The organism is Pseudomonas sp. CFBP13509, assembly GCF_005233485.1.
Classification (GTDB): domain Bacteria; phylum Pseudomonadota; class Gammaproteobacteria; order Pseudomonadales; family Pseudomonadaceae; genus Aquipseudomonas; species Aquipseudomonas marginalis.
The window spans coordinates 46,712-72,715 of record NZ_QGAA01000017.1; the positions used below are offsets into that span (position 1 = coordinate 46,712).

A 26,004-nucleotide genomic window follows, 5' to 3' on the forward strand; every position below is an offset into this window, starting at 1 on the left:
TACTGAAGGAACCCACCATGCAAGACTGGCAACACTCGGTGATCTACCAGATCTACCCCAAGAGCTTCCACAGCCACGCGGGTAACGCCACCGGTGACCTGCTGGGCATCGTGGACAAACTCGACTACCTCAAATGGCTGGGCGTGGATTGCCTGTGGATCACCCCGTTCCTGCGCTCGCCGCAACGGGACAACGGCTACGACATCAGCGACTACTACGCCATCGACCCCAGCTACGGGACCATGGCCGACTGCGACCTGCTGATCAGCGAAGCGGCCAAGCGTGGCATCAAGCTGATGCTCGACATTGTGGTCAACCACACCTCCATCGAGCATGAGTGGTTCCAGCAGGCGCGCAGCAGCCTCGACAACCCCTACCGCGACTTCTACATCTGGCGGGACCAGCCGAACAACTGGGAGTCCAAGTTCGGCGGTTCGGCCTGGGAATACGAGGCGCAAACCGGCCAGTACTTCCTGCACCTGTTCGACCACACCCAGGCCGACCTCAATTGGGACAACCCCCAGGTGCGTACCGAGGTGTTCAAGTTGATGCGCTTCTGGCGCGACAAGGGCGTGGGCGGTTTCCGCCTGGACGTGATCAACCTGATCTCCAAGCCCGCCGACTTCCCCGAAGACAACAGCGACGGCCGCCGCTTCTACACCGACGGCCCGAACGTGCATGAATACCTGCAGGAGATGCACCGCGAAGTCTTTGAAGGCCATGACCTGATCAACGTCGGCGAGATGTCGTCCACCAGCCTTGAGCATTGCATTCGCTACTCGCGGCCAGAGTCGAAAGAGCTGTCGATGACCTTCAACTTTCATCACCTGAAAGTCGATTACCCGAACCTGCAGAAGTGGGTGAAGGCTGACTTCGACTTCCTGCAACTCAAGCAGATCCTCTCCGACTGGCAACTGGGCATGCAGGCCGGTGGCGGCTGGAACGCGCTGTTCTGGTGTAACCACGATCAACCCCGGGTGGTCTCGCGGTTTGGTGACGACGGTGAGCATCGCGTGGTCTCGGCCAAGATGCTCGCCACCGCGCTGCACTTCCTCCAGGGCACGCCGTTCGTGTACCAGGGCGAAGAACTGGGCATGACCAATCCGGGCTTCGACAGCATCGATCAGTACCGCGATGTGGAGACCCTGAACATCTTCCGCCTCAAGCGCGATGCCGGTGAATCCGAAGCGGCGAGTATGGCGGCGATCATGCAGAAGTCCCGCGACAACGGCCGTACGCCGATGCAGTGGAACGCGCAGCCGAATGCGGGTTTCAGTAGCGGCGAGCCCTGGATCAGCCTCCCGGCGAATGCCGCGCAGATCAACGTTGAACACCAGCGCGACGATCCCGACTCCGTGCTGCATCACTACCGCGCACTGATCGCCCTGCGCCGTCACGAACCGCTGATTCAAGAGGGGGTTTACCGCCAACTGCTGCAAGACCATTTGCAGGTCTGGGCGTACCTGCGCGAAGGCCACGGCGAGCGCCTGCTGGTGCTGAACAACTTCTACGGCCAGCCCTGTGAGGTCCAGCTGCCTGGCGACGTGATCGAGGCCGCGACCGAGCAACGCCTGCTGATCAGCAACTACCCCGACTGCCCGCGACGCTCGGCCACGGTCGTCTTGCGTCCCTACGAATCGTTCGTGCTGCACCTGATTGATTGATACGCCCCCTGTAGGAGCGAGCTTGCTCGCGAAAAACCTGAGAGCGCCGCGTTAAACCAGTATCGCTGCGTAATCGTTGGCGTTCTTCGCGAGCAAGCTCGCTCCTACAGGGAATCGTGTCGTGCAAGGACAGTAATAAAACAATAAAAATAGAAGGAGCATTCATGAAAACAACAATAAAGCTGGGCCTCGTTGCATCCTGCCTGAGCCTGCCATTCGGCGCGCAGGCCCTGGAATTTGCCGGTTACTTGCGCAGCGGCGCGGGGACGTCGACAGGCAGTGGCAAGCAGCAATGTTTCCAGTTGCCGGGGGCGCAAACCAAATATCGACTGGGCAACGAATGCGAGCAGTACGCCGAACTGGAACTGCGTCAGGACCTGCTGACCCTCGACGATGGCTCGGTGCTCAGCGTCGACGCCATGGCGTCGCTGTACAACCAATACGACCGCGCCCTTAAATTCCAGGGCGAAGACAACGGCTCGGCGCGCATGCCGCAGATGTATGCGCAGTGGTCGAACCTGCCTGCCCTCAATGGCGGTTCGCTGTGGGCCGGTCGGCGTTACTACAAACGCAATGACATCCATATTTCCGACTTCTACTACTGGAACCAGAGCGCCACCGGCGGCGGAATCGAGGACGTGCTGATCGGCGACCTCAAGTACAGCTACGCCATTTCGCGCAAGGACAACCTGTACCAGAAGGAATACGCCACCCGTCACGACTTCAACGTCGCGGGCTTCAAGACCAACCCCGGCGGCGAGCTGGAGCTGGGCTTGAGCCATATCGAAAAGGCCGGCGGGCGCGACACCCACAGCGGCTGGGCGCTCACCGCGCAGCATGTGCAAAAAAACTTCCTGGGCGGCAAGAACAAATTCGCTTTGCAGTACGGCGAAGGCCCCGGCACCGGCCTGGGCTACACCGGCAATACCTTCCTGGATAACAGCAGCAAAAGTTATCGCGCCGTGGAGTTCTTCGACTGGCAGGTGACCCCGCGTTTTGGTGGGCAGATCGAGGCGGTGTACCAGAAGGATATTCGCCCCGGCAGCCAGGACCAGACCTGGATGTCCATCGGCGTGCGCCCTGCGTATGCGATCAGCGAACAATTCAAGTTGGTCACCGAGCTTGGGCATGATCAGGTCGATGCCACCGGCGGCACGCGCAAGCTGAGCAAATTTACCTTTGCCCCGACCTGGTCGCCCAACGGCCCGGATTTCTGGGCGCGGCCGGAAGTGCGTTTGTACTACACCTATGCGACCTGGAACGAAGCGGCCAAGCGTGCAGCGAATGAACTGGCGGCGGGCTCGGCGTTGTCCGACACCGGCGCCTATGGCACCGCGCGGCATGGGTCGAACGTTGGCGTGCAGGTTGAATACTGGTGGAAATAAGTCATCCATGGGATAGGCATCCACCCAAGGATCTTTACAGAACAAAACAGCAGGTGACGTCATGACCGCAACTCAACCCCTGGAACTGCTGGCGCCCTTGTCCGGCGTGCTGCTGGCACTGGACAAGGTGCCTGACCCGGTGTTCGCCAGCCGCATGATCGGCGACGGCCTGTGCATCGATCCCACCTCGCAGACCCTGTGCGCCCCCCTGGCCGGGGTGATCAGCAATATCCAGGACAGTGGGCATGCGGTCAGCGTCACCGACGACAACGGCGTGCAGGTGCTGATGCATATCGGCCTGGACACCGTGAGCCTGGCCGGCAAGGGCTTCACCCGCCTGGTCGAGGAAGGCCAGCGGGTAGAAGCCGGGCAAGCCTTGATCGAATTCGATGCCGACTATGTGGCACTCCACGCACGCAGTTTGCTGACCTTGATGCTGGTGGTCAGCGGCGAGCCGTTCACGCCGTTGGCAAGCGGCCTGGTGGAACGGGGCCAGCCGGTGTTGCAGGTAGCGCCCGGCAACCGGGTAGAGGAGGCCGATGAGGAGGAGGGCGATGCACGCTTCTCAAAGCCGTTGACCTTACCCAACGCCAACGGTTTACACGCGCGCCCGGCCGCCGTGTTTGCACAAGCCGCGAAAGGTTTTAACGCGAGCATTTACCTGCACAAGCAAACCCAGAGTGCCAACGCCAAGTCGCTGGTGGCGATCATGGCACTGCAAACCGTGCAGGGCGATACCTTGCAAGTGAGTGCGGCCGGTGACGATGCCGAGGCGGCGATCCAAGCTTTGGTCGCGCTGTTGCTTGAAGGCTGCGGCGAGGCCATTGCGGCGCCGGCTGCACAGCTTGAAGCGCCCGTGCCGGTATCGTCGGCGACGCTGCTGCGAGGCGTTTGCGCATCGCCGGGATCGGCGTTTGGCCAGGTGGTCCAGATTGCTGAGCCCGAGCTGAAGGTGACTGAACAGGGCGCTGGCGAGGCGTTCGAGCGCGGCGCTTTGGACCGTGGCTTGCTGGCTGCAACCGAAGCGCTGCAAGCCCTGCAAACCCAGGCGGCAGGCAGTGCCCAGGCGGAGATTTTCCGCGCCCATCAGGAATTGCTCGAAGACCCGACGCTGCTGGAACAAGCCCACGGCCTACTGGCCGAAGGCAAGAGCGCCGCATTTGCCTGGAACAGCGCCACGGTCGCCACTGCCCAGCTGTTCCAGAACCTGGGCAATGCCCTGTTGGCCGAACGTGCGGCGGACCTCGCGGATGTCGGCCAGCGTGTGCTGAAGCTGATCCTCGGAATTCAAGACCGCGCCTGGGACCTGCCCGACCGCGCGATCCTGGTCGCCGAGCAACTGACGCCTTCGCAAACCGCCAGCCTCGATCCCCAAAAGGTGCTGGGGTTTGTCACCGTCGGCGGCGGGGCGACCAGCCATGTGGCGATCCTCGCCCGTGCCTTGGGCTTGCCGGCGATCTGCGGGGTGCCGGAGCAGGTCTTGGCGCTGGCGAATGGCAAGCAGGTGCTGCTGGATGCCGATAAAGGCGAGCTGCATCTGGCGCCGAACCTGGCTGAAATCGAACGCTTGGAAGTGGCTCGCCAACAACAGGTGCAGCGGCATCAGCGCGATGTGGCGCAGGCTGCGTTGCCCGCCATCACCCGCGATGGTCATCACGTCGAGGTCACGGCCAACGTCGCTTCGCTTCAGGAGGTGGAGCAATCCCTGACCCTAGGGGGTGAAGGCGTGGGCCTGCTGCGCTCGGAATTCCTCTACCTCGACCGTAACCGCGCGCCGAGCCCCGAGGAACAGGCCACCACTTACAGCGCCATCGCCCGTGCCCTGGGTACTGAACGCAACCTGGTGGTGCGCACCCTGGACGTGGGCGGCGACAAACCGTTGGCCTACGTGCCGATGGAAGCGGAGACCAACCCATTCCTGGGTTTGCGCGGGATTCGCCTGTGCCTGGAGCGTCCACAGCTACTGCGCGAGCAGTTGCGCGCCATCCTCGCCAGTGCCGGCCTGACGCGGCTGCATATCATGTTACCGATGGTCAGCCTGTTGTCGGAGCTGCACCTGGCGCGCAAGATCCTTGAAGAAGAGGCGCTGGCGCTGGGGCTTGTCGAGCTGCCGAAGCTGGGCATCATGATCGAAGTGCCGTCCGCCGCCTTGATGGCCGACGTGTTTGCGCCCCATGTGGATTTTTTCTCCATCGGCACCAACGACCTGACCCAATACACCCTGGCCATGGACCGTGACCATCCACGGCTGGCCAGCCAGGCCGACAGCTTTCACCCGGCGGTATTGCGCCTGATTGCCACCACCGTCAAGGCCGCTCATGCCCACGGCAAATGGGTGGGCGTCTGCGGCGCGTTGGCGTCGGAAGCGCTGGCCGTGCCGTTGTTGATCGGGTTGGGGGTCGATGAGTTGTCGGTCAGCGTGCCGTTGATCCCGACCATCAAGGCCACCGTGCGCGAGTTGGACCTGGTCGACTGCCAGAGCATCGCCCGCCAGGTGCTGGGCCTGGAAGAAGCCGCCCAAGTGCGCGAGGCCCTGCGCGACTATCAAACAGCCACCGTTGTGCTGGAGAACTGAGCATGTTGGATAAATTGAAGCAGGCGTTCTGGAAGGCCCTGACCCCGGATTTGATCGCCGAGACGGTCGAGGCACCGACGCAGAATCTGTTGTCGCCCGAAGTGCTGAGTGCGTTGGGGGGTGCGGATAACCTCAAGTCGCAACAGCGGGTGGCGCTGACGCGGGTAAGGGTGCAGTTGCAGGATGTGGGACGATTGGATGAGGCGGCGTTGAAAGCAGCGAGTGTGCCGGCGGTGATGGTGTTGCCGGGCGGTGTTGTGCACCTGATCACCGGTTTATAAGACGACGTCGATCAACGTTGAGCCATTTGAATGAGCTGCAGTTCGTGTGTGGTGAGCGGGCCTCTCTGGTGAGCAGGCTTTTTGTGGTGAGCGGGCTTGCCCCGCGCTGGGCTGCGAAGCGGCCCCAATAGGGCCGCCGCGATTTTTCAGGAAAACCGTAGCGCCTGGTTTTGGGGCGGCTTCGCAGCCCAGCGCGGGGCAAGCCCGCTCACCACAAAAAGCCCGCTCACCACAAAAGCCCCTTCACTACAAAGGCCCCTTCACTACAAAGGCCCGATCACCGGCCCGCTTACACAAAGCGCTCTCCCACACGGGTACCTAGAGCTTCGGGTTGTCTTCCGGCGGTTTGGTCTTGTCCACACCCGGCACATGCAGATTACCTTCCACCACCTGGTTACCCTCCAGCTGGGGCTGGGTCACCCAGGTCAGGATGTCGTAGTAGCGCCGGATGTTCGCCACGAAGTGCACCGGCTCGCCGCCTCGGGCGTAGCCGTAGCGGGTCTTGCTGTACCACTGCTTCTGCGACAGGCGCGGCAGCATCTTCTTCACATCCAGCCACTTGTTCGGGTTCAGGCCTTCCTTCTTCGCCAGGATGCGCGCGTCGTCCAGATGGCCGGTGCCGACGTTATAAGCAGCGAGGGCGAACCAGGTGCGGTCGGGCTCGGCGATCTTGTCGTCCAGCTCGTCCTTGATCTTGGCCAGGTACTTGGCGCCGCCCATGATGCTTTGCCTGGCATCCAGGCGGTTGGACACGCCCATGGCCTGGGCGGTGTTCTGGGTCAGCATCATCAGGCCGCGCACGCCGGTCTTTGAGGTGACCGCCGGTTGCCACAGCGATTCCTGATAACCGATAGCCGCAAGCAGGCGCCAATCGACTTTTTCTTCCTTGGCGTAGGCGCGAAAGTGTTTCTCGTATTTGGGCAGCCGCTGCTGCAAATGCTGGGCGAAGGTGTAGGCGCCGACATAGCCGAGTACATCGACGTGCCCGTAATAGCGGTCTTTAAGGCGTTGCAGGGTGCCGTTCTTTTCCACCTTGTCCAGGTAGCTGTTGATCTCGTTGAGCAGGCTGTTGTCGTCGCCGGCCGCCACGGCCCAGCTCTGGTTGCTGGCATTGCCGAGGTCGAACGCCACCCGTACGTTGGGGAAGTACACTTGGTTCATCGCCACTTCGTTGGAGTCCACCAGGGTCAGGTCGATTTGCCCCTCGTCCACCATGCGCAGCAGGTCGACCACCTCGACGGCATCGGATTCTTCGTATTCGATGGCCGGGTTCTGCTTTTTAAGCGCCGCCAGCTGTTCGGCGTGGGTGCTGCCCTTGAGCACCATGATCTTCTTGCCCACCAGGTCCGCCGCGTTCGTCGGGCGTGACTGGCCGTTGCGGTAGATGATCTGCGGGGTGACTTCCAGGTAAGGATGGGAGAAACGCACCTGTTGCTGGCGCTGCTCGCTGCTGACCAGGCCGGCGGCGGCGAGCACCGGGCCGTTGGGTTTGCCCAACTGGCCGAACAGGTCATCGAGGTTGTCGGCGGTCTCGATTTCCAGCTTCACGCCCAGGTCATCGGCAAAACGCTTGACCAGTTCGTATTCGAAACCGGTTTCACCGTTGCGGTCCTGGAAGTAAGTCGCCGGGCTGTTTCGGGTAATCACCCGCAATACGCCATCCTCCTTGATTCGCTCGAGCGTGCTGGGTTTATCAACACAGGCGCTGAGCATCAGGAAGAGTCCGGTGACGATGAGCCATCTGGCGCATCGCGGGCGCAAAGCAGTTGGGGAGAACATCTGCGCAGTATACGCAAACGGCCCACGGCGCCATATCTCGACAGCGGCGGACTTGTCTGCTAGCGCCGCCAAAACTGTGCTGCAACCCGCAGAAACGTGGCTTGGCGCCCGATTGTGACGGTTAAAATAACTGCGCGGAATGCCTTGGATAACGCCCCGATAGCGTGCAAACCGTGCCAACTGACGTTCGGCAGCCGCCAGCGGTGCCGTTTCGGGTGCCGTTGGCGATGGTTTACGCTAGAATGCACGGCCTCAAAGCACACCCCTTCCCGAGGCTGTCCCGAAGATGTTGATCCTGCGCGGCGCTCCTGCCCTTTCTGCCTTTCGCCACAGCAAACTCCTTGAACAACTGAGCCAGAAGGTTCCAGCGGTTACAGGCCTGTATGCTGAATTTGCTCACTTCGCCGACGTTACCGGCGTCTTGACCGCCGACGAACAGCAAGTGCTCGCACGCCTTCTGAAGTACGGCCCAAGCGTTCCCGTTCAAGAGCCGACCGGCCGCTTGTTCCTGGTTCTGCCACGGTTCGGCACCATCTCGCCCTGGTCGAGCAAGGCCAGCGACATCGCCCGCAACTGCGGCCTGGCGAGCATCCAGCGCCTGGAGCGCGGTATTGCCTTCTACGTTGCCGGCCAGTTCAGCGACGCCGAGGCCGAGCTGATCGCCAGCAGCCTGCACGACCGCATGACCCAGATCATCGTCAGCCAGTTGGAACAAGCTGCCGGCCTGTTCAGCCACGCCGAGCCCAAGCCGCTGACCGCGATTGACGTGCTGGGCGGTGGCCGCGCTGCGCTGGAGAAGGCCAACACCGAGCTGGGCCTGGCCCTGGCCGAAGACGAGATCGACTACCTGGTCAACGCCTTCACCGGTCTCAAGCGCAACCCTCACGACATCGAACTGATGATGTTCGCCCAGGCCAACTCCGAGCACTGCCGTCACAAGATCTTCAACGCCAGTTGGGACATCGACGGCGAAAGCCAGGAAAAAAGCCTGTTCGGCATGATCAAGAACACCTACGTGATGCACAGCGAAGGCGTTCTGTCGGCTTATAAGGACAACGCCTCGGTCATCGTCGGCTCGGTTGCCGGCCGCTTCTTCCCGGACCCTGAAACCCGCCAGTACGGCGCGGTGCAGGAGCCGGTGCACATCCTGATGAAGGTCGAGACCCACAACCACCCGACCGCGATTGCCCCGTTCCCGGGCGCGGCCACCGGTTCCGGCGGCGAGATCCGCGACGAAGGTGCCACCGGCCGTGGCGCCAAGCCAAAGGCCGGCCTCACCGGTTTCACCGTGTCCAACCTGCAGATCCCAGGCTTCGAGCAGCCGTGGGAAGTGCCGTACGGCAAGCCTGAGCGCATCGTCACCGCACTCGACATCATGATCGAAGGCCCGCTGGGCGGCGCCGCGTTCAACAACGAATTCGGGCGCCCGGCGCTGACCGGCTACTTCCGTACCTTCGAACAGTCCATCACCACCCCTCATGGTGATGAAGTGCGCGGTTACCACAAGCCGATCATGTTGGCCGGCGGCATGGGCAACATCCGTGAAGAACACGTCAAGAAAGGCGAGATCCTGGTCGGCTCCAAGCTGATCGTGCTCGGCGGCCCGGCGATGCTGATCGGCCTGGGCGGCGGCGCGGCTTCCTCCATGGCCACCGGCACCAGCTCGGCCGACCTGGACTTCGCTTCCGTACAGCGCGAAAACCCAGAGATGGAACGTCGCTGCCAGGAAGTCATCGACCGTTGCTGGCAGTTGGGTGACAAGAACCCGATCAGCTTCATCCACGACGTCGGCGCCGGTGGTTTGTCCAACGCCTTCCCGGAACTGGTCAACGATGGTGACCGTGGTGGCCGTTTCGAACTGCGCAACATTCCAAACGACGAGCCGGGCATGGCCCCGCACGAAATCTGGAGCAACGAATCCCAGGAACGTTACGTACTGGCGGTCGGCCCTGAAGACTTCGCGCGCTTCCAGGCCATCTGCGAACGCGAGCGTTGCCCGTTTGCCGTGGTCGGCGAAGCCACTGCCGAGCCGCAGTTGACGGTGACCGACAGCCACTTCGGCAACAACCCAGTGGACATGCCACTCGAAGTGCTGCTGGGCAAAGCCCCGCGCATGCACCGTTCGGCGGTGCGTGAAGCCGAGCTGGGCGATGATTTCGACCCAAGCGCCCTGGACCTGGCCGACAGCATCGAACGTGTGCTGCACCACCCGGCCGTGGCGAGCAAAAGCTTCCTGATCACCATCGGCGACCGCACCATCACCGGCCTGGTGGCCCGTGACCAGATGGTCGGCCCATGGCAGGTGCCGGTGGCCGACGTTGCCGTCACCGCTACCAGCTTCGACGTCTACACCGGTGAAGCCATGGCCATGGGCGAGCGTGCGCCGCTGGCCCTGCTGGACGCCCCGGCGTCGGGCCGCATGGCCATTGGTGAAACCCTCACCAACATCGCCGCGTCGCGCATCGGCAAGCTGTCCGACATCAAATTGTCGGCCAACTGGATGTCCGCTGCCGGTCACCCAGGTGAAGACGCGCGTCTGTACGACACTGTGAAAGCGGTCGGCATGGAGCTGTGCCCGGAGCTGGGCATCACCATTCCGGTGGGCAAGGACTCCATGTCCATGGCCACCCGTTGGAACGATGAAGGCGTGGACAAGAGCGTCACCTCGCCGCTGTCGCTGATCGTCACCGGCTTTGCGCCGGTCACCGACATCCGCCAGACCCTGACCCCGCAACTGCGCATGGACAAGGGCACCACCGACCTGATCCTGATCGACCTGGGCCGTGGCCAGAACCGCATGGGCGCCTCGATCCTCGCGCAAACCCACGGCAAGCTCGGCAAACAGGCGCCGGACGTGGATGACGCCGAAGACCTGAAAGCCTTCTTCGCCGTGATCCAGGGCCTCAACGCCGACGGCCACCTGCTGGCCTACCACGACCGTTCCGACGGTGGTCTGCTGACCAGCGTGGTCGAGATGGCCTTCGCCGGTCACTGCGGCCTGAACATCGTGCTCGACAGCGTTGCCGAGGACGCCTCTGAAATCAACGGCATCCTCTTCAACGAAGAGTTGGGCGCGGTGATCCAGGTGCGCCAGGACGCCACGCCGGACGTCCTCGCACAATTCAGCGCCGCTGGCCTGGACGACTGCGTGGCGGTGATCGGCCAGCCGATCAACAACGGTGAAATCAACATCTCGTTCAACGGCGACACCGTGTTTGCCGGCCAGCGCCGCTTGCTGCAACGCCAGTGGGCCGAGACCAGCTACCAGATCCAACGCCTGCGTGACAACGCCGACTGCGCCGAGCAGGAATTCGACGTGATCCTGGAAGAAGACAACCCGGGCCTGAGCACCAAGCTCAGCTTCGACGTCAACCAGGACATCGCCGCGCCGTACATCAAGAAAGGCATCCGCCCACAGGTTGCCGTGCTGCGTGAGCAGGGAGTCAACGGCCAGGTGGAAATGGCGGCTGCATTCGACCGCGCCGGCTTCAATGCGATCGACGTGCACATGAGCGACATCCTCGCCGGTCGCGTTGACCTCAATGAGTTCAAGGGCCTGGTGGCCTGCGGTGGTTTCTCCTACGGCGATGTACTGGGTGCCGGTGAAGGCTGGGCCAAGTCGGCGCTGTTCAACAGCCGTGCCCGCGACGCGTTCCAAGGTTTCTTCGAGCGCAACGACAGCTTCACCCTGGGTGTGTGCAACGGTTGCCAGATGATGTCCAACCTCCACGAGCTGATCCCGGGCAGCGAGTTCTGGCCGCACTTCGTGCGTAACCGTTCCGAGCAGTTCGAAGCCCGCGTCGCCATGGTGCAGGTGCAGGAGTCCAACTCGATCTTCCTGCAGGGCATGGCCGGTTCGCGCATGCCGATCGCCATCGCCCACGGTGAAGGCCATGCCGAGTTCGAAAGCGAAGAGGCGTTGCTCGAGGCCGATCTGTCCGGCTGCGTGGCCATGCGTTTCGTCGACAACCACGGCAAGGTCACCGAAAGCTACCCGGCCAACCCGAACGGCTCGCCGCGCGGGATCACCGGCCTCACCAGCCGCGACGGTCGCGTGACCATCATGATGCCGCACCCGGAGCGCGTGTTCCGCGCCGTGCAGAACTCCTGGCGCCCGGAAGAATGGAACGAAGACGGTGCCTGGATGCGCATGTTCCGCAACGCCCGCGTGTGGGTGAACTAAGACCGTGTACAAGCTCGCCTTCTTTGTGCCCGACAGCCATGTGGAGACGGTGAAAACCGCCGTCTTCGCTGCTGGCGGCGGACGCATCGGCGACTACGACCGCTGCGCCTGGCAAGTGCTGGGCCAGGGCCAGTTTCGCGCGTTGGACGGCAGCCAGCCGTTTATCGGGCAGGTTGGCCAGGTTGAAGTGGTTGAAGAGTGGAAGGTCGAGTTGGTGGTGGCCGATGAGTGGGTCAAGGCGGTTGTCGCGGCCTTGAAGCTCAGCCACCCCTACGAGACACCGGCGTATGAAGTGTGGCAGTTGGCAGATTTCTGATCGGCTGGCTGTTAAAACAAGAAACCCGCTGGGCCAGTTTGGCCAGCGGGTTTTTTGTTGGCTGTCATGCAATCAGGGCCAGGCCTTCAACGACTCAGGGCGCGGGGGTCAGCCCGACTTCCACCCGCAGTGCACTGATCAAGGTGCTTTCGTAGCTGAAGCGCTTGCCCTGCATCGGTTCCCAGCGGTCGACGTAATACAGGCCGTCAGCATTGACCTTGATGGGCGTCGACACAATTTCCCCGGTGCGCGAACGGTGCAGCACATTGTTCTGCGCCGGTGTTGGGCGTTCGATCAGGAAATGGCCGGGTCTTTTCAGCCGAGACCGGTCGACCGGAACGAACGGCGCTGGCGCCGTTAAGCCTTCCACACCGGCCTCCAGAACTAAGTCGCTACGCAAGGCCCTGGCATCAAGGTCTATGCCTTCGGAAAATGTCTCCCAGGTGCCGGGGCGAATGTTTCGCGCCAACGCGGGGGGCGTGTCCCTGACATGCAGGCTGACGGCACCTTGCAGTTCCGCCAGTCCGGGCACCCCCAGGTTGTTGTTGGTGTGAGTGCTGCCGATGAACGCGACCCACTTGTGTGGCCCATGCGCCGCCTGGTCGGCCTTGATCACATTTGAGGCGAAGTAGCTGAATATTTGGTTGCGCGTTACAGACATGTCCCCACCCAGCCCTTTGAGGTGATAACTGGCGGCGCAGTCCAGGGCGCGGACGCGCAAGCCGTGCTTGCCGGCTGCCTGGACGACTTCCGTGTACGTATCGCGGCCTTTGTAGCCGCGCATTTGCCCCTGGTCCAGATAGTTCAGGTAGCGCTTGAGGGTGTCCGGCAGGTGTTGGGTGCGCAGGAAAGTATCCAGCGCCTCCTGGTGCATATCGGTCAGCAGGTGTTCCACATACAGTGTCTTGAACTCCAGGGCTCTGAGTTTTTTCATCTGCTCGCGCAGCAGTCGCTTGCTCGATTGCGCAGCGTGCCCTTCACCGATCACCAGCCCCGTGAATTCGCTATGGCGGATGCTTTCGAGCAGCGCCTCTGGGTTTTTTGGTAAACCCAGGACTGAAGGCGCGGGCCTAGTGGGTGGCACGTGGTTGTCCAGGTAGGTTTCTGCATCTGTGTTCAGGCGTTCTCTCACGTTCTGGAAAGCCTGAAGCGCTTCGCGATGCTCCGGGTTCGTTGCGTAGTAGCGGGTATTGAGCCCATATCGCGTAGAGGTCTGTTGAGTGATGCTGTCCCTGAAAGATGGGGCTATATCGTAGTCGCTGAAATGGGTTGCGACGGCGATTGAGGCAACGGGTGTTGCCGGCTCGGGCGCCTTGTAGGCCGTGTGAAGGGTCAGTCGGTAGTCACCTTGAGCGAGTGGATCACCCGTTATGGCGCCAGGTTTGTCGACCCAGATACCCACCGGCTGGCCTGGGCCGACATCATCCACCCGCAAGGCCAGCGCGTCGTGCAAGTCGGCCAGGCCCGGCGTTTTATCGAAGGTACGCAGGCGCGAGGAATCCACTAACGCGATCCAGCGTGCGTCGGGCTCGTCGATGGCGTCGGTCTCGATGGTCTTGTGGGAATAGAAATTCCTCGAAGCGTTATCCCGCGGCGTAGTCACCGGGGTGTCACCCATTTGCAGGGCATCCTCCAGTTGATACGAGGTCGAGGCGTCGAGGGCTCTGAGTTTCAAGCCCTTTTTTTGCGCCTGGCGCACCAGGGCGACAAACGAATACTCGGCGTCTTCGGCGAAGCCAAACGCCTGGTCAATCGTCTTCAGGTGGCGTTCGATGTGCTGCCAGGATTTACCGGTGTTGAGCTTCTGCAATTTTGTGCGGAATAAATCGGCAGGCAGGTGCTCGATGTACAGGTACTTGAAGCCTTTGCTCAGCAAGCTGTCCATTTGCGTTATCAGGAGTTCTTTACTGGCGATGGAGCCTGGTGCCGCGCCGATGACCAAGTGCCGGTTTGCGGCCAAGGCATCGCTGGCCAGTAGTTGCGTAAATGAGGCGTCGGCGTCGATGGCCGGGACGTCGGCGCGGGCCGGCAACGGATCAAGGTGTTTGAAGAACGCTTCGGCGTCACTCGTCAAGCGTTCGGCCTGTTGCAAATAAGTGGTGCGCAGGGAGTGCAACTCGCTGGCGACGTGCCCCAGCGCGCCCTCCCGCGAGCCGAACTCCCATTCAGTCCGCTGCACGATGCTGGCCCGCACATCCGGATTGATCGCCAGTTCCAGTTTGCTCGCGTACTTCACCGGTATTTCATAGGGCTTGAGCGGCTCCGGTGTGTCGGGCAGTTTTTCATATTTAGGTGCGCCGCCGGTGATCCCGGTGCGGCTCCAGACGCCTTGCGCATCCGGGGCTGCCACGCGTGTGGTGGAGACCAGTTTGCCACTGGCCGGGTCCAGTCGGTAGAGCAGGTAGCGGCCGATGGGGTCCGGGGTTTTCTTCGCCCACAGCGCTTGGCCATCGAAGAGTACCGCTTGCATGTCTTCCAGGGCCAAGGGCTTGGGTTGCAGAGGCTGGACAAGTTTCAAGGCTTCGCTGGGGACGGCAGTGCGCCTGGCGATCGGGCTCACGGCGGGTCGGGCAAGCTGCCTGAGGGACACTAGGGCCGGGCGCAGATCGGTGAATGCGGCGCCGGCACTGTTGAGCATGTAGCCGATCAAGTGCTCCAGTGCGGCGCCGGTATCGCCCTGCTGGTAAGCGTGCAAGGCCAGCATGCCGTCCTTGAACGCCAGCAGCATGCCCAGGCTCAGGCTGAGGACGGGGAAGGGCGCGGTGGCAATCGCAGTGACCCACTCCACGCAGGTCCACAGAATACCGGTGATCATCTTGAGTCGATTGACCGTGGTGCCTTCAACATCGTCGATCTTGCGCTGCAGCTTCATGTTGTAAAGCGCTTGGCGCAGGTCCGGCAGGGGCACGCGGGTGGCGTCGTAGCGCGCAAGGCTGACGGAGGTCTTGTTCAGGTCCTCGGGTAATTGCGCCTTGGCGTTTTCCAGGAAAGTCCGTACTCGTGTCTGCGACTGGGCCCCTACCCGCAGGGTCAAATAGCCGACCATGCCGGGAATTTTTTTCAGCAGGTAATTGAACTGCCGGGCCTCGCGAAAGCTGATGCCATCCGGTGCGTTGGGGGTGTAGAGCAACGTCGGGAAGCCGCTGTGGCTGAACAGGAAGGTGTCGATGACCCACTCCCCGTCGACCAGCAGTCGATGGATGGCATAGGTGCCGCGCTGGTCGGTGGCGGTACTGCCCATGCTGGCGATACTGCGTTCAAGCCACTCCCAATCGACCCCGGCGATATGCCCTTGCAGGCGGCACTCCAAGGCAGCGTTCTGCATCTGGCGTTGGGTGATGCTCAGGGTTGCATTGCGCCGCAACTCGTAATCCGCGCTGCCGACATTCAATAGGCGGGCCCTGACCTCGTTGATGTAGCGCTGGCCGATCCACACACCGGTGACCGAGCGGGCGACCTTTTCTGCGGTCAGCGGGCTCAGGTCAATGCCGTTGGGACCTTTGAAGCGGGCCGCCCGCGAAAACTTTTCGTCGAGAAAACCCACGCCGTCCGCGTAGCCGTCACGGTACAGCTGGGTGTAGGTCAGCGGTTTCGGCGTCCAGGTGCCGAGCAGTGCCGGCGGCGAGAAGGCCCAGACGGTATCGGGGTCGACATCGTTCTGGTGACGTCCCAGCAGCTCGTTCAGGCGCTTTTTTGCCTGCTTATGCACAAAGCTGGGGAAGCTGGGGAAGTGCGCATCGGACAGCGCAAAGACGTTGTAGGCATGCAGTGCACCCTCGGCGTCGTCAGCCAGTTTCAAAAGCTTCTGGCGGTTGGCGTTACTGGTGGAGCGGTACCAGTCCGGTGTGCTGAAGGCATAGTCGTCGACCCGTGTCGCCAGCACATGGGCCGACATGGCCTTGAGGCAATGTGCATGGCTGCCGATGTTGCCAAAGTGGACCTCTTTGTATTCCTCGGCATGAGGCTTGAAACTCAGGCCAGTCAAGACCTGCTTCATCGCTGCACGAAAGCGCAAGGCGACCCGTGTGATCAGGTAATCGGTGAGGGTGCCGGGCGGTTGTTTCGAACCGTTGTCCAGGCTCCAGCCAAGGATGTGCTGCTGGCAGGCAACCTCATCGTCGAATGCCTGGAATTGCTGCCGCCCAGGTGCCTCAGGGGTACACAGCAGCAGGCGTATGACCTTGCCGTTGCCGTCGCTCTGGCGCAGCACCCACATATCCTGCAACTGGGCCTCATGCAGAGACAGGGTTGCGGCGCTCAGGCGGGCGTCGGTGCCTTGGCGCAGGGTCTGCACCAATTTGAAGTCGTCTTCACTGAGATGGCCCTCGAGCACGGCGGTATAGGCCAGCGCGTTGATCCTTTGGTCGAGCATCTGTTCGATCGCGAGGCTGGTTTCGGGTTTTGCATGCATCTGTTGTTGCGCAGCGGCGAAGTCTAGGCGCGGTTGCAGGGTGCTAAGCGTCTGTACCAGCCAGGTCACGGTGAGGTCCTTGTATGCCTCTGGCAGTGGCGCCTCTTGATAGGTGAGCGTGGTTTTTTTCAGGAAGTCCGAGCCCGTCTGCTCGTCACCTTCGTGCAGCCCGCGCAGGGTCAGGTCGATCAGGTTGCGGTCGTGTTCGTACTCGCCGATGGGGGAGACGTAGCGACGGGTAGTGATCACCAGGCGTTCCGGTTCCAGGTCGTGGATATCCAGGTCTTCGCTCAGCCGCTCCAGCAGTTGATAGCGGGCCAGTGTTGCAGGCGTGGTGACCGGGCCCAGCAGTTCAAGCAGGTGTTGGCGGGCGGTGTTGTAGTCTGCCAGGTGCCTGGCCAATTCGGCCCGGCGGGTTTCGCTGGCGCTCCGGTACCAGTCCGGGGCGCTCTGGCGCAGGTAGCGCTCCAGCACGCGCTGGGCACGCCACGCCAGGCGTGCGGCCAGGTCGGGCAGGGACGCGACGATGGCGTGGTCCAGTGCGCTGATCAGCGTGTCCACGGCCTGCTCGGGGTTGTTCACCAGGCTCAGGGCATGGTCAATGTCTGCGTTGCGCTTATCGATCAGGGCGTTGTAGGTGTGTTCGAACAGCGGCCGGTCATTGATGGGCGTCAGTGCCAGCGGCCAGATCGCGCCGGGGCTGATGTGGTGGTAGCGCACCGGCAGCAGGTGCATGAAGTCGCGGCGTTGCGCGGCGTCATCCATGCCGCGCTGCAAATGCGCGTTCAGTTGAGGCAGGGAGCCAAAGGTTTCAATCCCGCGCGTGGGGGTGAACAGCATCACTTCGCCCACGGCCGGCATGGAGGAAAGGTCGGTGACGACCGGGCTGGTGCGTTCGGTCAGGACAAAGGCCCCGGCCAGTTCGATGGTTTGTGCTTGATAGTCCAGGGTCAACGCATAGAAACCAGGCCGCAGTGTGCTGCCCAGCGGCACACGCTCCAGCATGGCCTGTTGTTGCGGGTGCAGCAGACGGTCCTGGGCGCTCAGGGCGGTTTCGTTGGCAAGGGCAGTGAAACCGGCTTCAAAGGTCATGAAGGATTTACGCGGTTTTCCGTCGATCTGCTCGTAACGGTCGAGGTGTTCCAGATGGGTGTTGAGTGTGGCCTTGAGCGTGACCAGTTGTTGGGGCAGGTCAGCCTGTTTCAGCGATTGGTAAAGCGTTCGGCTCTTGTGCAGGAACTGCTGCCGGTAGCTCGCCAGGATTGCGTTGGTTTTTTCCAGATAGGCCTGTTCGGCTGAGGGTTTGTGTTCTGGCAACAGCGGTGCTTCGACATTGAGCAGGTGATGACCGATCTGATTGAGGTTGCTTTCGATGCCTTCAAAGGCCTGGGATGGTGTGTTCACAGGCGCGCTCTCCATGCTGATGATAGGAACCTCAGCATGGAGCGCTGCACCGTCGGCAAGGCGGTAGATAAGTCGCGATGTCAGGCGCTGGTGTGCACCGGATCACGGTTGGCCAGGGCCTTGAGCGCGCTGCTCAAGCCCTGGGCCGATTCACCCACCAGCAAGTGCCAGATGCCGTCGTCGAGCTGGCGGATTCCCTGGCAACCCAAGGCTGTGAGCTGCTGCTCGGACAGCGCTTGGTCATCAGCCAGCTTCAAGCGAATGCGGCTCATGGCCACGCACTCCAACTGCAACACATTACGCGCACCGCCCAGTGCATTCAGCCATTGTTCGGCGTGTGGCGGGGTGACAGCGCCGGCCTCGGGTTGAGCGGGGGCCGAGGGCGACGATGGCTGGCCGGACGTGGGCATGGCCAAGCGAATCTCGTCGGCAATGCTGTCCGCCAGCGGGCCCACCACCACCTGCAAGCTGCCGCCGTTACCGGGGCGCACCACGGCCATCGCGCCCAGGGCTTTGAGCTCTGCATCCACGGCCTTGTTGCGATCGACCATGTCCAGGCGCAGGCGTGTGGTGCACGCGCCGACACTCAGCAGGTTGTCAGCGCCGCCCAGCGCACGGATGTAGGCGCTGGCCCGTTGATGGTCGGTCATGACTTGGGTCGGGGCGGCCTGGATATCTTCCCGGCCCGGTGTCTTGAGGTTGAAGCGACGGATGCAGTAGCTGAACACGCTGTAGTAGATCACGGCATAGGCCAGGCCCACCGGCACCATCAGCCAGCCATTGGTGGACTTGCCCCAGCCCAGCACCATGTCGATAAACCCACCGGAGAAGGTAAAGCCCAGGTGGATGTTCAGCAGATTGGTGACGGCCATCGACAGGCCTGTGAGCAGCGCGTGCAGCAGGTAAAGGAACGGCGCGAGGAACATGAACGCGAATTCGATGGGTTCGGTCACGCCGGTCAGGAAGGAGGTCAGCGCCATCGACAGGAAGATCCCGCCCATGACTTTGCGCCGCTCCGGCAGGGCGTTGCGGTACATCGCCAGGCAGGCAGCGGGCAGGCCGAACAGCATCACCGGGAACATCCCCGTCATGAACTGGCCGCCCTTGGGGTCGCCGGCGAAGTAGCGGGTCAGGTCGCCAGTGACCACCGCACCGGTCAGCGGGTCGGTGAAACTGCCGAACACAAACCACGCCATGTTGTTGAGGATATGGTGCAGGCCGGTGACGATCAGCAGGCGGTTGAACACGCCAAACACGAACGCGCCGAGGCTGCCGCTTTCCATCAGCAATACGCCGAAGCTGTTGATCCCGTGCTGGATCGGCGGCCAGATCAAGCCAAAAATCACCCCCAGCGCCACCGCTGAAAACCCGGTGACAATCGGCACAAACCGCCGCCCGCCGAAGAACGCCAGGTACTCCGGCAGCTTGATGTCCTTGAAGCGGTTATACAGCGCACCGGCCATCAAGCCGCTGGCGATACCGGCGAGCATGCCCATGTTGATGGTATTGTCCATCACCTTGAGCGTGGAGATCATCACCAGGTAACCAATTGCCCCGGCCAGGCCAGCGGTGCCGTTATTGTCACGGGCAAAACCCACGGCAATACCGATGGCGAAGATCAGCGCCAGGTTGGCGAAGATCGCCTGCCCGGCATCGTGCATCACCGCGATGTTGAGCAAGTCGGTGTCGCCCAGGCGCAGCAAGAGACCGGCGATCGGCAAGATCGCGATCGGCAGCATCAGCGCACGGCCCAGGCGTTGCAGGCCTTCAATAAAGTGTTGGTACATGGCGTGTCTCCTTTTTTCTTGTTGTTGTCAGCTCAGCGGCCAGTGGTGTTGACAGGCTTGGCGAACCGCCCTGGCGCTGCTCAGGTCGAGCAGGCCGAGGCTCAGTTGCCGGCATTGCGCCGCGTCCAGGTGGCGGACGCGGTCCTTGATTTCGCCGATCTGCGGCGGGCTGACCGACAGCTCGCTGACCCCCAGGCCGACCAGTACCGGCGTGGCCAGCGGGTCGCTGGCCAAGGCCCCGCAGACACCGACCCAGCGGCCATGCCTGGCCGCGCCGGCGCAGGTCTGGGCGATCAGCCGCAGCAATGCCGGATGCAGCGCATCGACCCGCGCAGCCAGGCCGGCGTGGTCGCGGTCCATCGCCAGGGTGTACTGGGACAGGTCATTGGTGCCGATGGATAAGAAGTCCGCGTGCTCGGCCAACTGCTCGGCCATCAGCGCGGCGGCGGGCACTTCGATCATCACCCCCAGCTCCGGGCGCTGGGTCAGTTCCAGCTCGGCGCACAATTGATCCAGGCGTTGGCGAATGTGCAGCAGTTCGTCGACTTCGCTGACCATCGGCAGCAGGATGCGGCAGCGCTCCAAGGGGCACACTTGCAGCAGCGCACGCAGTTGCTGATCCAGCAGCTGCGGGCGTACCTGCGCCAGGCGAATACCGCGCAGGCCCAAGACCGGGTTGGCCTCGACGGGCAGCGGCAGGTAGTCGAGTTGTTTGTCGCCGCCCACATCGATGGTGCGGATGATCACCGACTTGTCGCCCATAGCATCCATCACAGCTTGATAGGCTTGGCGCTGCTCCTGTTCATCCGGCGCCGTGCGGCGGTCGACGAAGAGGAATTCGGTGCGCAGCAGGCCGACGCCGTCAGCGCCATTTTCAAAGGCCACCTGGGCCTCGGCGCTGGAGGCGACATTGGCGGCCACTTCGATGTTCACGCCATCGCGGGTTTGCGCCGGTTGTTGGGCCTGGGCCTGTTGCTGCCGGCGACGCAGTATCTGCGCGTCGCGGATCCGGTGGACTTCGGCATGACGCGCCTCGCTGGGGGCCAGTTCCAGGCGGCCGTTGCCGGCGTCGAGCACCACGCGCTGGCCGTGCGGCACATCGAGCACCTCAGCGCCCAACGCGACGACACATGGCAAGCCTTTGCCCCGCGCCAGGATGGCGACATGGGACGTGGCGCCACCTTCGGCCATGCAGATCCCGGCAGCCTGTTGCGCGCTCAGTTGCAGCAAATCCGAAGGGGTCAGTTCATGGGCGCTGACAATCGCTCCCGCAGGCAATTCGAAATGCCAGGCTTCACCCAACAGTGCGCGCAGGACCCGTTGTTGCAGGTCGCGCAGGTCGTTGGCGCGTTCGGCGAACAGCGGCTTGCCCAGGGCCAGCAATACCGCGCACTGCGCCTGGATCGCATCACGCCAGGCATGGGTGGCGGCGCTGCCGTGTTCGATAGCTTCGGTGGCGGCGTCCAGCAGGGCGGGGTCTTCGAGCAGGGCCAGGTGGGCGGCGAAGATCTCTTCTTCTTCGACGGCCTTGCGTTGGCGAGCCTGGTCCAGGGTGCTGCGGATTTCACCGCGCACCTGCTCCAGGGCTGCGTCCAGGCGTTGCAGTTGTTCGTCAGTGACGTGATGGCCGGGGTCCGACGGCAACTCGATACCCGCCAGCCGAAACAACGGCCCGCAGACCAGTCCCGGTGCCGCGCACACGCCCTGCAACACATCAACTTCCGTGGTTGCCCGGCGCGGCATGGCGACGACCGGTGCGTGGGGTTCAGCCTTGACGGCGGCGGACAAGGCCGCGACCAGCGCCTGCAGCGCGGCTTCGGCGTCCTTGCCGCGACAGGTCACGCGCACCTCGTCGCCTTCGCCAATGCCCAGCCCCATCAGACCGATCAGGCTGTCGCAGGCGGCCGACCTGGCGCCGAAGTGCACCTGCGCCTGGCTGCTGAAACCCTGGGCGGTCTTGCGAATCAACGCCGCCGGTCGTGCGTGCAGGCCGCCACGGTGCGTCACGTGCACGCTGGCGCTGGCTTCGGCGACGGCGTAATCCACAGCCGTTTGCTGCGCTGCGTTCGCACGCGGCACAACCTGCACCAAGGGGTCGCCCTGCTTGACGGTTTTCGCGGCCAGCGGGCGCATTTCAAAGTGTTCGCCATTGGTGAGGATGATCAGGCTGACCAGGCTTTTGCACTGGCGGGCGATACGGTCCAGGTCAAAGCGCACCAGCGCCTGGCCATTGCTGACCCGGGCGCCTTCCTTGACCAGCAGGGCAAACCCTTCGCCGTTCAATTCGACCGTGTCGACGCCGATGTGCAGCAACACTTCGGCGCCGTTGTCGGCGCGTATCGTCAAGGCGTGGCCGGTGCGGGCGACGTGGATGACCACGCCATCGCACGGCGCATGCAGGCAATCGTTGAGCGGGTCGATCGCCATGCCGTCGCCCAGGGCGCCGCTGGCGAACACGTCGTCAGGCACGTTGCCCAGGGCCAGTAACGGCCCGCTGAGGGGGGCGTTGAGGGTCAGTTCATTATTGTTGTTGGGCATGGGCACGGTACTCATCAGGAAAGCGCGACTCAGTGAGTGCGGGTAACTTTGCTCAGGTGGCGCGGCTGGTCCGGGTCCATGCCTCGGGCGACGGACAGGCCGGCCGCCATGACATAGAAACTCTGGATCGCCAGGATCGGGTCCAGGCTCGGGTGTTCGGCGCGGCTCAGGGTCAAGTCGCGTTCGGCGATATCGTCCGGTGCTGCGAGCAGCACGCGGGCACCGCGTTGGCGCATATCGGCGGCCAGGCTCAACAAGCCGGCTTGCTCGGCACCCCGTGGTGCGAAGACCAGCAGCGGGTAGTCCGCGCCGATCAAGGCCATCGGCCCGTGGCGTACCTCGGCGCTGCTGAAGGCTTCGGCCTGGATCGCCGAGGTTTCCTTGAGCTTGAGCGCCGCTTCCTGGGCGATGGCAAAACCGGCGCCCCGGCCGATCACCATCAGTTGCTGGCAGCCGCGCAGCGCCTCGATGGCGGGCGTCCAGTCCTGCCCGGCGGCTTCACGCAGGCCTTCGGGCAGGGCCTGGCAGGCTGGCAGCAAGTCGGGCTCCTGGTTCCAGTGGCCGATCAACAGCGCGCTGGTGCTGAGGGTGGCGATAAAGCTCTTGGTCGCGGCCACGCTGAGTTCCGGCCCGGCGCACAGGGGTACATGGAATTCGCAGGCGGCTTCCAGCGGCGAGTCTTCGGCGTTGACCAGCGAGATGCTCAAGGCGCCACGCTTGCGCAGCAGGCGCAAGCTGTTGACCAGGTCCGGGCTTTGCCCCGACTGGGAGAAACCGAACGCTACCTGGCCGCTGACTTTCATGGGTGCTTGCAACAAGGTCACCACCGACATCGGCAACGACGCCACCGGGATGCCGACATGCTGCATGGCCAGGTAGGCGAAGTAGCTGGCGGCGTGGTCCGAGCTGCCCCGCGCAATGGTCATCGCCACCTGCGGCGGCTGGCGGCGCAGGCGGCCGGCGACTTCTTCCAGCAGTGGGCCCAGGCGTTGCAGTTGTGCCGCGACGGCGTCAGCGGAGGCCAAGGCCTCTTCAAGCATTTTTGAAGACAATGGTTTCTCCTTCGACCATGACGTCGGTGAGGTGCAGGGAGCGGTCCAGGCGTACGCAGTCGGCAAAGCTGCCCGGTTGCAGGCGGCCGCGTTCTTCCAGGCCCAGGTAATCCGCAGGAAATTGCGACAGGCGTTGTGAGGCTTCGCTGATCGGCAGGCCGATCTTCACCAGGTTGCGCAGCGCCTGGTCCATGGTCAGCGTACTGCCGGCCAGGGTGCCGTCGGCCAGGCGTACACCGCCCAGGCATTTGGTCACGGTGTGGCTGCCCAGCTTGTATTCGCCATCGGGCATGCCGGCGGCGGCGGTGGAATCGGTGACGCAATACAGGCACGGGATCGCCCGCAGGGCTACGCGCATGGCACCGGGGTGCACATGCAGCAGGTCCGGAATCAATTCTGCGTACTTGGCGTGGGCCAGCGCGGCGCCGACGATGCCCGGCTCACGGTGATGCAACGGGCTCATGGCGTTGTACAAATGGGTAAAGCTGGTGGCGCCGGCGGCGAGGGCGGCGACGCCTTCTTCATAGCTGCCCAGGGTGTGGCCGATCTGCATGCGCACGCCGCGTTCGCTGAGGGTGCGGATCAGGGCGTCGTGGCCGGCGATTTCCGGGGCGATGGTGATCACCCGGATCGGCGCCAGGCGCAGGTAGGTTTCCACTTCCGCCATCAGCGCGGTGTGGGCGAAGTTGGGTTGGGCGCCGAGTTTGCCTGGGTTGATGTAAGGGCCTTCCAAGTGCACGCCGAGTACGCGGGCGCTGCCGCTAGGACGTTGCTCGCAAAAGCCGCCGAGTTGGCCGAGCACGCTGGAGATTTCCTCCACCGGTGCAGTCATGGTGGTGGCCAGCAGCGAGGTGGTACCAAAGCGCACGTGGGTGCGGGTGATGGTCTCGAAAGCGTCGGCGCCTTCCATGATGTCTTTACCGCCGCCGCCGTGGACGTGCAGGTCGATAAAACCCGGCAGCAGGTAGGGCAAGTCGTTTTCAGCCGGGTCGCAAGGTTCGCCCTCGATGGCGATGACCTTGCCGTGCTGGTGCACCAGGCGGCCGCGCATCCAGCCGTGGGGCGTGAGGATATTGTCTTCGGACATGGGCAGTTCTCTAAGGCCGCAACTCGGCGGCAAAGTCGTAGCGGCGCAGTTCTGCGACGAAGTCGTAGTAGTCGTTGCGGCAGTAGGTGTCGGTGATTTCGATCGGCGTGTTGTCGGCGGTGTAGCCCACGCGAGTCATCAACAGCATGGCGGTGCCGGGGGCGATGCCCACCAGTCTGGCGAACTCGTCCGAGGCATTGATCGCCTGGATGTGTTGCAGGGCGCGCACGATGGGCTTGCCGATGCTTTCGAGGTATTCGTACAACGAATTGCCGATGGCTTGCGGCTGCGGCAGCACCGAGGCGGGCATGGCGGTCATCTCGATGGCCATCACTGTGTCATCGGCTTTGCGCAGGCGTTTGAGGCGCGCCACTTTGTCGGTGGGCGACAGGCACAGGCGGATCAGCTCTTCGTGGGTCGGCGGCGTGATGTCGCGCTCCAGCCATTGGGAGCTGGGCACAAAGCCCTTGAGGCGCAACATCTCGCTGAACCCCGACAAGCGCGACAGCGGCTGTTCCAGGCGTGGCGTGATAAAGGTGCCGGAACCCTGGCTGCGGCGGATCAGGCCTTGGGCGAACAACACTTCCAGCGCTTTACGGGCGGTCACCCGCGAAATGCTCAGCTGTTCGCTGAGGGCGCGCTCCGAGGGCAGGGCCTGTTCGGATTTCCACTGGCCGGCATGGATCGCCGCTTCCAGGTTGCGGGCCAATTGCAGGTACAGCGGCGTGGATTGTTTGTCGTCGGGACGCAGCGTCAGGATGGGGTTCATCTATGAGGTTTCCGATGCGGTTATTGGAGTGTTGTCGCCCGGTATTGGCCGGAAGCTAATACCACTTAAATACCATGTCAATGCTGCCAAAACGGTGCGAGTACCGGTTTCAGGGCGCCTTAATGGTGCCCGGTATCAAGTGGTATTAGAGAGGTCTTTATCGCGCGCAGAAGTGCGCAGCCCGCGCGGTGAACTGGTATTCACCGGCAGGCGTGGGAGGGGGAGGGAAATATTTTTAATTAAATTACGAACGGTCGAAGATTTACGGGCGGATCTCGATCAGCGTGCCGTCCTTGACCAGGTTCCAGACTTCGCGCATGTCGACGTTGCGCATGCCGATGCAGCCGTCGGTCCAGTCCAGGGTGTGGAACCACTGCTCCGGGTACTCTTCGGTGTCGGGCGTGCCGTGGATCATGATCATGCTGCCGGGCTTCACCCCTTCGCGGCGGGCGCGGGCGGCATCGCTGATATTCGGGTAGGAGATGTGCATGGACAGGTAGTAGCGGTCGCTGGTCTTGCGCCAGTCGATCCAGTACAGGCCTTCCGGGGTGCGGCGGTCGCCCTCGATCAGCTTGTGGCCCTTGGGGTTTTTGCCCAGGGAAATCCGATAGGTCTTGAGGGGCTTGCCGTCGTTGATCAACTGCAATTGGTGGGCGGACTTGAGCACCAGGACTTTTTCGACCGTCTTGCCGCCCAGGGTTTCCACGGTAGAGGCCGGCGAAAGCGTGGCGAACGACAGGCAGATCAGAGCAAGCAACCAACGCATTAAAACG

General features: G+C 62.9%; 14 protein-coding genes. 6 read left to right on the forward strand and 8 right to left on the reverse strand.

The window, feature by feature from the left end; genetic code table 11:
- Positions 1-17 precede the first annotated feature (17 nt).
- The 4 genes from treC to PspCFBP13509_RS24265 all read left to right on the forward strand — a co-directional run bounded on the left by treC (position 18) and on the right by PspCFBP13509_RS24265 (position 5,905).
- A complete protein-coding gene (gene treC / locus PspCFBP13509_RS24250; protein ID WP_137212805.1) occupies positions 18-1,664 on the forward strand; it encodes an alpha,alpha-phosphotrehalase in 1,647 nt (548 codons plus the stop codon).
- 164 nt (positions 1,665-1,828) lie between these two features.
- Positions 1,829-3,049 (forward strand): maltoporin, encoded by a 1,221-nt coding sequence (locus PspCFBP13509_RS24255; protein WP_065947919.1) that lies wholly within the window; start codon positions 1,829-1,831, stop codon positions 3,047-3,049.
- Positions 3,050-3,110: 61 nt separating this feature from the next.
- The gene (gene ptsP, locus PspCFBP13509_RS24260; RefSeq protein ID WP_065924850.1) at positions 3,111-5,624 is read left to right on the forward strand and encodes a phosphoenolpyruvate--protein phosphotransferase; all 2,514 of its coding nucleotides are present in this window, start codon (positions 3,111-3,113) and stop codon (positions 5,622-5,624) included.
- A gap of 2 nt (positions 5,625-5,626) precedes the next feature.
- Positions 5,627-5,905 carry a PTS transporter subunit EIIB gene (locus PspCFBP13509_RS24265; protein ID WP_065947917.1) on the forward strand — a complete coding sequence of 93 codons (279 nt, stop codon included), beginning with the start codon at positions 5,627-5,629 and terminating at the stop codon, positions 5,903-5,905.
- Between the two features lie 318 nt (positions 5,906-6,223).
- On the opposite strand, the gene mltF is transcribed toward PspCFBP13509_RS24265, so the two are convergent.
- Positions 6,224-7,684: a membrane-bound lytic murein transglycosylase MltF gene (gene mltF / locus PspCFBP13509_RS24270; RefSeq protein WP_137212806.1), complete on the reverse strand. Its 1,461-nt coding sequence runs from the start codon at positions 7,682-7,684 to the stop codon at positions 6,224-6,226.
- Positions 7,685-7,970: 286 nt separating this feature from the next.
- Here mltF and purL point away from each other — a divergent pair, with 286 nt between their 5' ends.
- Together purL and PspCFBP13509_RS24280 are read left to right on the forward strand one after the other, a co-directional pair.
- Positions 7,971-11,867, forward strand: a complete 3,897-nt coding sequence (gene purL, locus PspCFBP13509_RS24275) for a phosphoribosylformylglycinamidine synthase (RefSeq protein ID WP_137212807.1) — start codon at positions 7,971-7,973, stop codon at positions 11,865-11,867.
- Between the two features lie 4 nt (positions 11,868-11,871).
- A complete protein-coding gene (locus PspCFBP13509_RS24280; RefSeq protein ID WP_065924847.1) occupies positions 11,872-12,183 on the forward strand; it encodes an NGG1p interacting factor NIF3 in 312 nt (103 codons plus the stop codon).
- 94 nt (positions 12,184-12,277) lie between these two features.
- Here the strand turns inward: PspCFBP13509_RS24280 and PspCFBP13509_RS24285 are convergent, their stop codons facing one another.
- The 7 genes from PspCFBP13509_RS24285 to PspCFBP13509_RS24315 form a co-directional block, all read right to left on the reverse strand.
- Positions 12,278-17,998, reverse strand: coding sequence for a membrane-targeted effector domain-containing toxin (locus PspCFBP13509_RS24285; RefSeq protein ID WP_242001103.1), 5,721 nt, complete (start codon positions 17,996-17,998; stop codon positions 12,278-12,280).
- Between the two features lie 80 nt (positions 17,999-18,078).
- Positions 18,079-19,785 (reverse strand): N-acetylglucosamine-specific PTS transporter subunit IIBC, encoded by a 1,707-nt coding sequence (gene nagE / locus PspCFBP13509_RS24290; protein ID WP_137212809.1) that lies wholly within the window; start codon positions 19,783-19,785, stop codon positions 18,079-18,081.
- 27 nt (positions 19,786-19,812) lie between these two features.
- The gene (gene ptsP, locus PspCFBP13509_RS24295) at positions 19,813-22,323 is read right to left on the reverse strand and encodes a phosphoenolpyruvate--protein phosphotransferase (RefSeq protein ID WP_065924844.1); all 2,511 of its coding nucleotides are present in this window, start codon (positions 22,321-22,323) and stop codon (positions 19,813-19,815) included.
- 29 nt (positions 22,324-22,352) lie between these two features.
- Positions 22,353-23,375, reverse strand: coding sequence for an SIS domain-containing protein (locus tag PspCFBP13509_RS24300; protein WP_137212810.1), 1,023 nt, complete (start codon positions 23,373-23,375; stop codon positions 22,353-22,355).
- Positions 23,356-24,462 carry an N-acetylglucosamine-6-phosphate deacetylase gene (gene nagA / locus PspCFBP13509_RS24305; protein ID WP_137212811.1) on the reverse strand — a complete coding sequence of 369 codons (1,107 nt, stop codon included), beginning with the start codon at positions 24,460-24,462 and terminating at the stop codon, positions 23,356-23,358. The genes PspCFBP13509_RS24300 and nagA overlap by 20 nt, the downstream gene beginning before the upstream one ends.
- A gap of 10 nt (positions 24,463-24,472) precedes the next feature.
- Positions 24,473-25,231, reverse strand: coding sequence for a GntR family transcriptional regulator (locus PspCFBP13509_RS24310; protein ID WP_065947911.1), 759 nt, complete (start codon positions 25,229-25,231; stop codon positions 24,473-24,475).
- Positions 25,232-25,493: 262 nt separating this feature from the next.
- The gene (locus PspCFBP13509_RS24315; protein WP_027605448.1) at positions 25,494-25,997 is read right to left on the reverse strand and encodes a L,D-transpeptidase family protein; all 504 of its coding nucleotides are present in this window, start codon (positions 25,995-25,997) and stop codon (positions 25,494-25,496) included.
- Between the last annotated feature and the right edge of the window lie 7 nt (positions 25,998-26,004).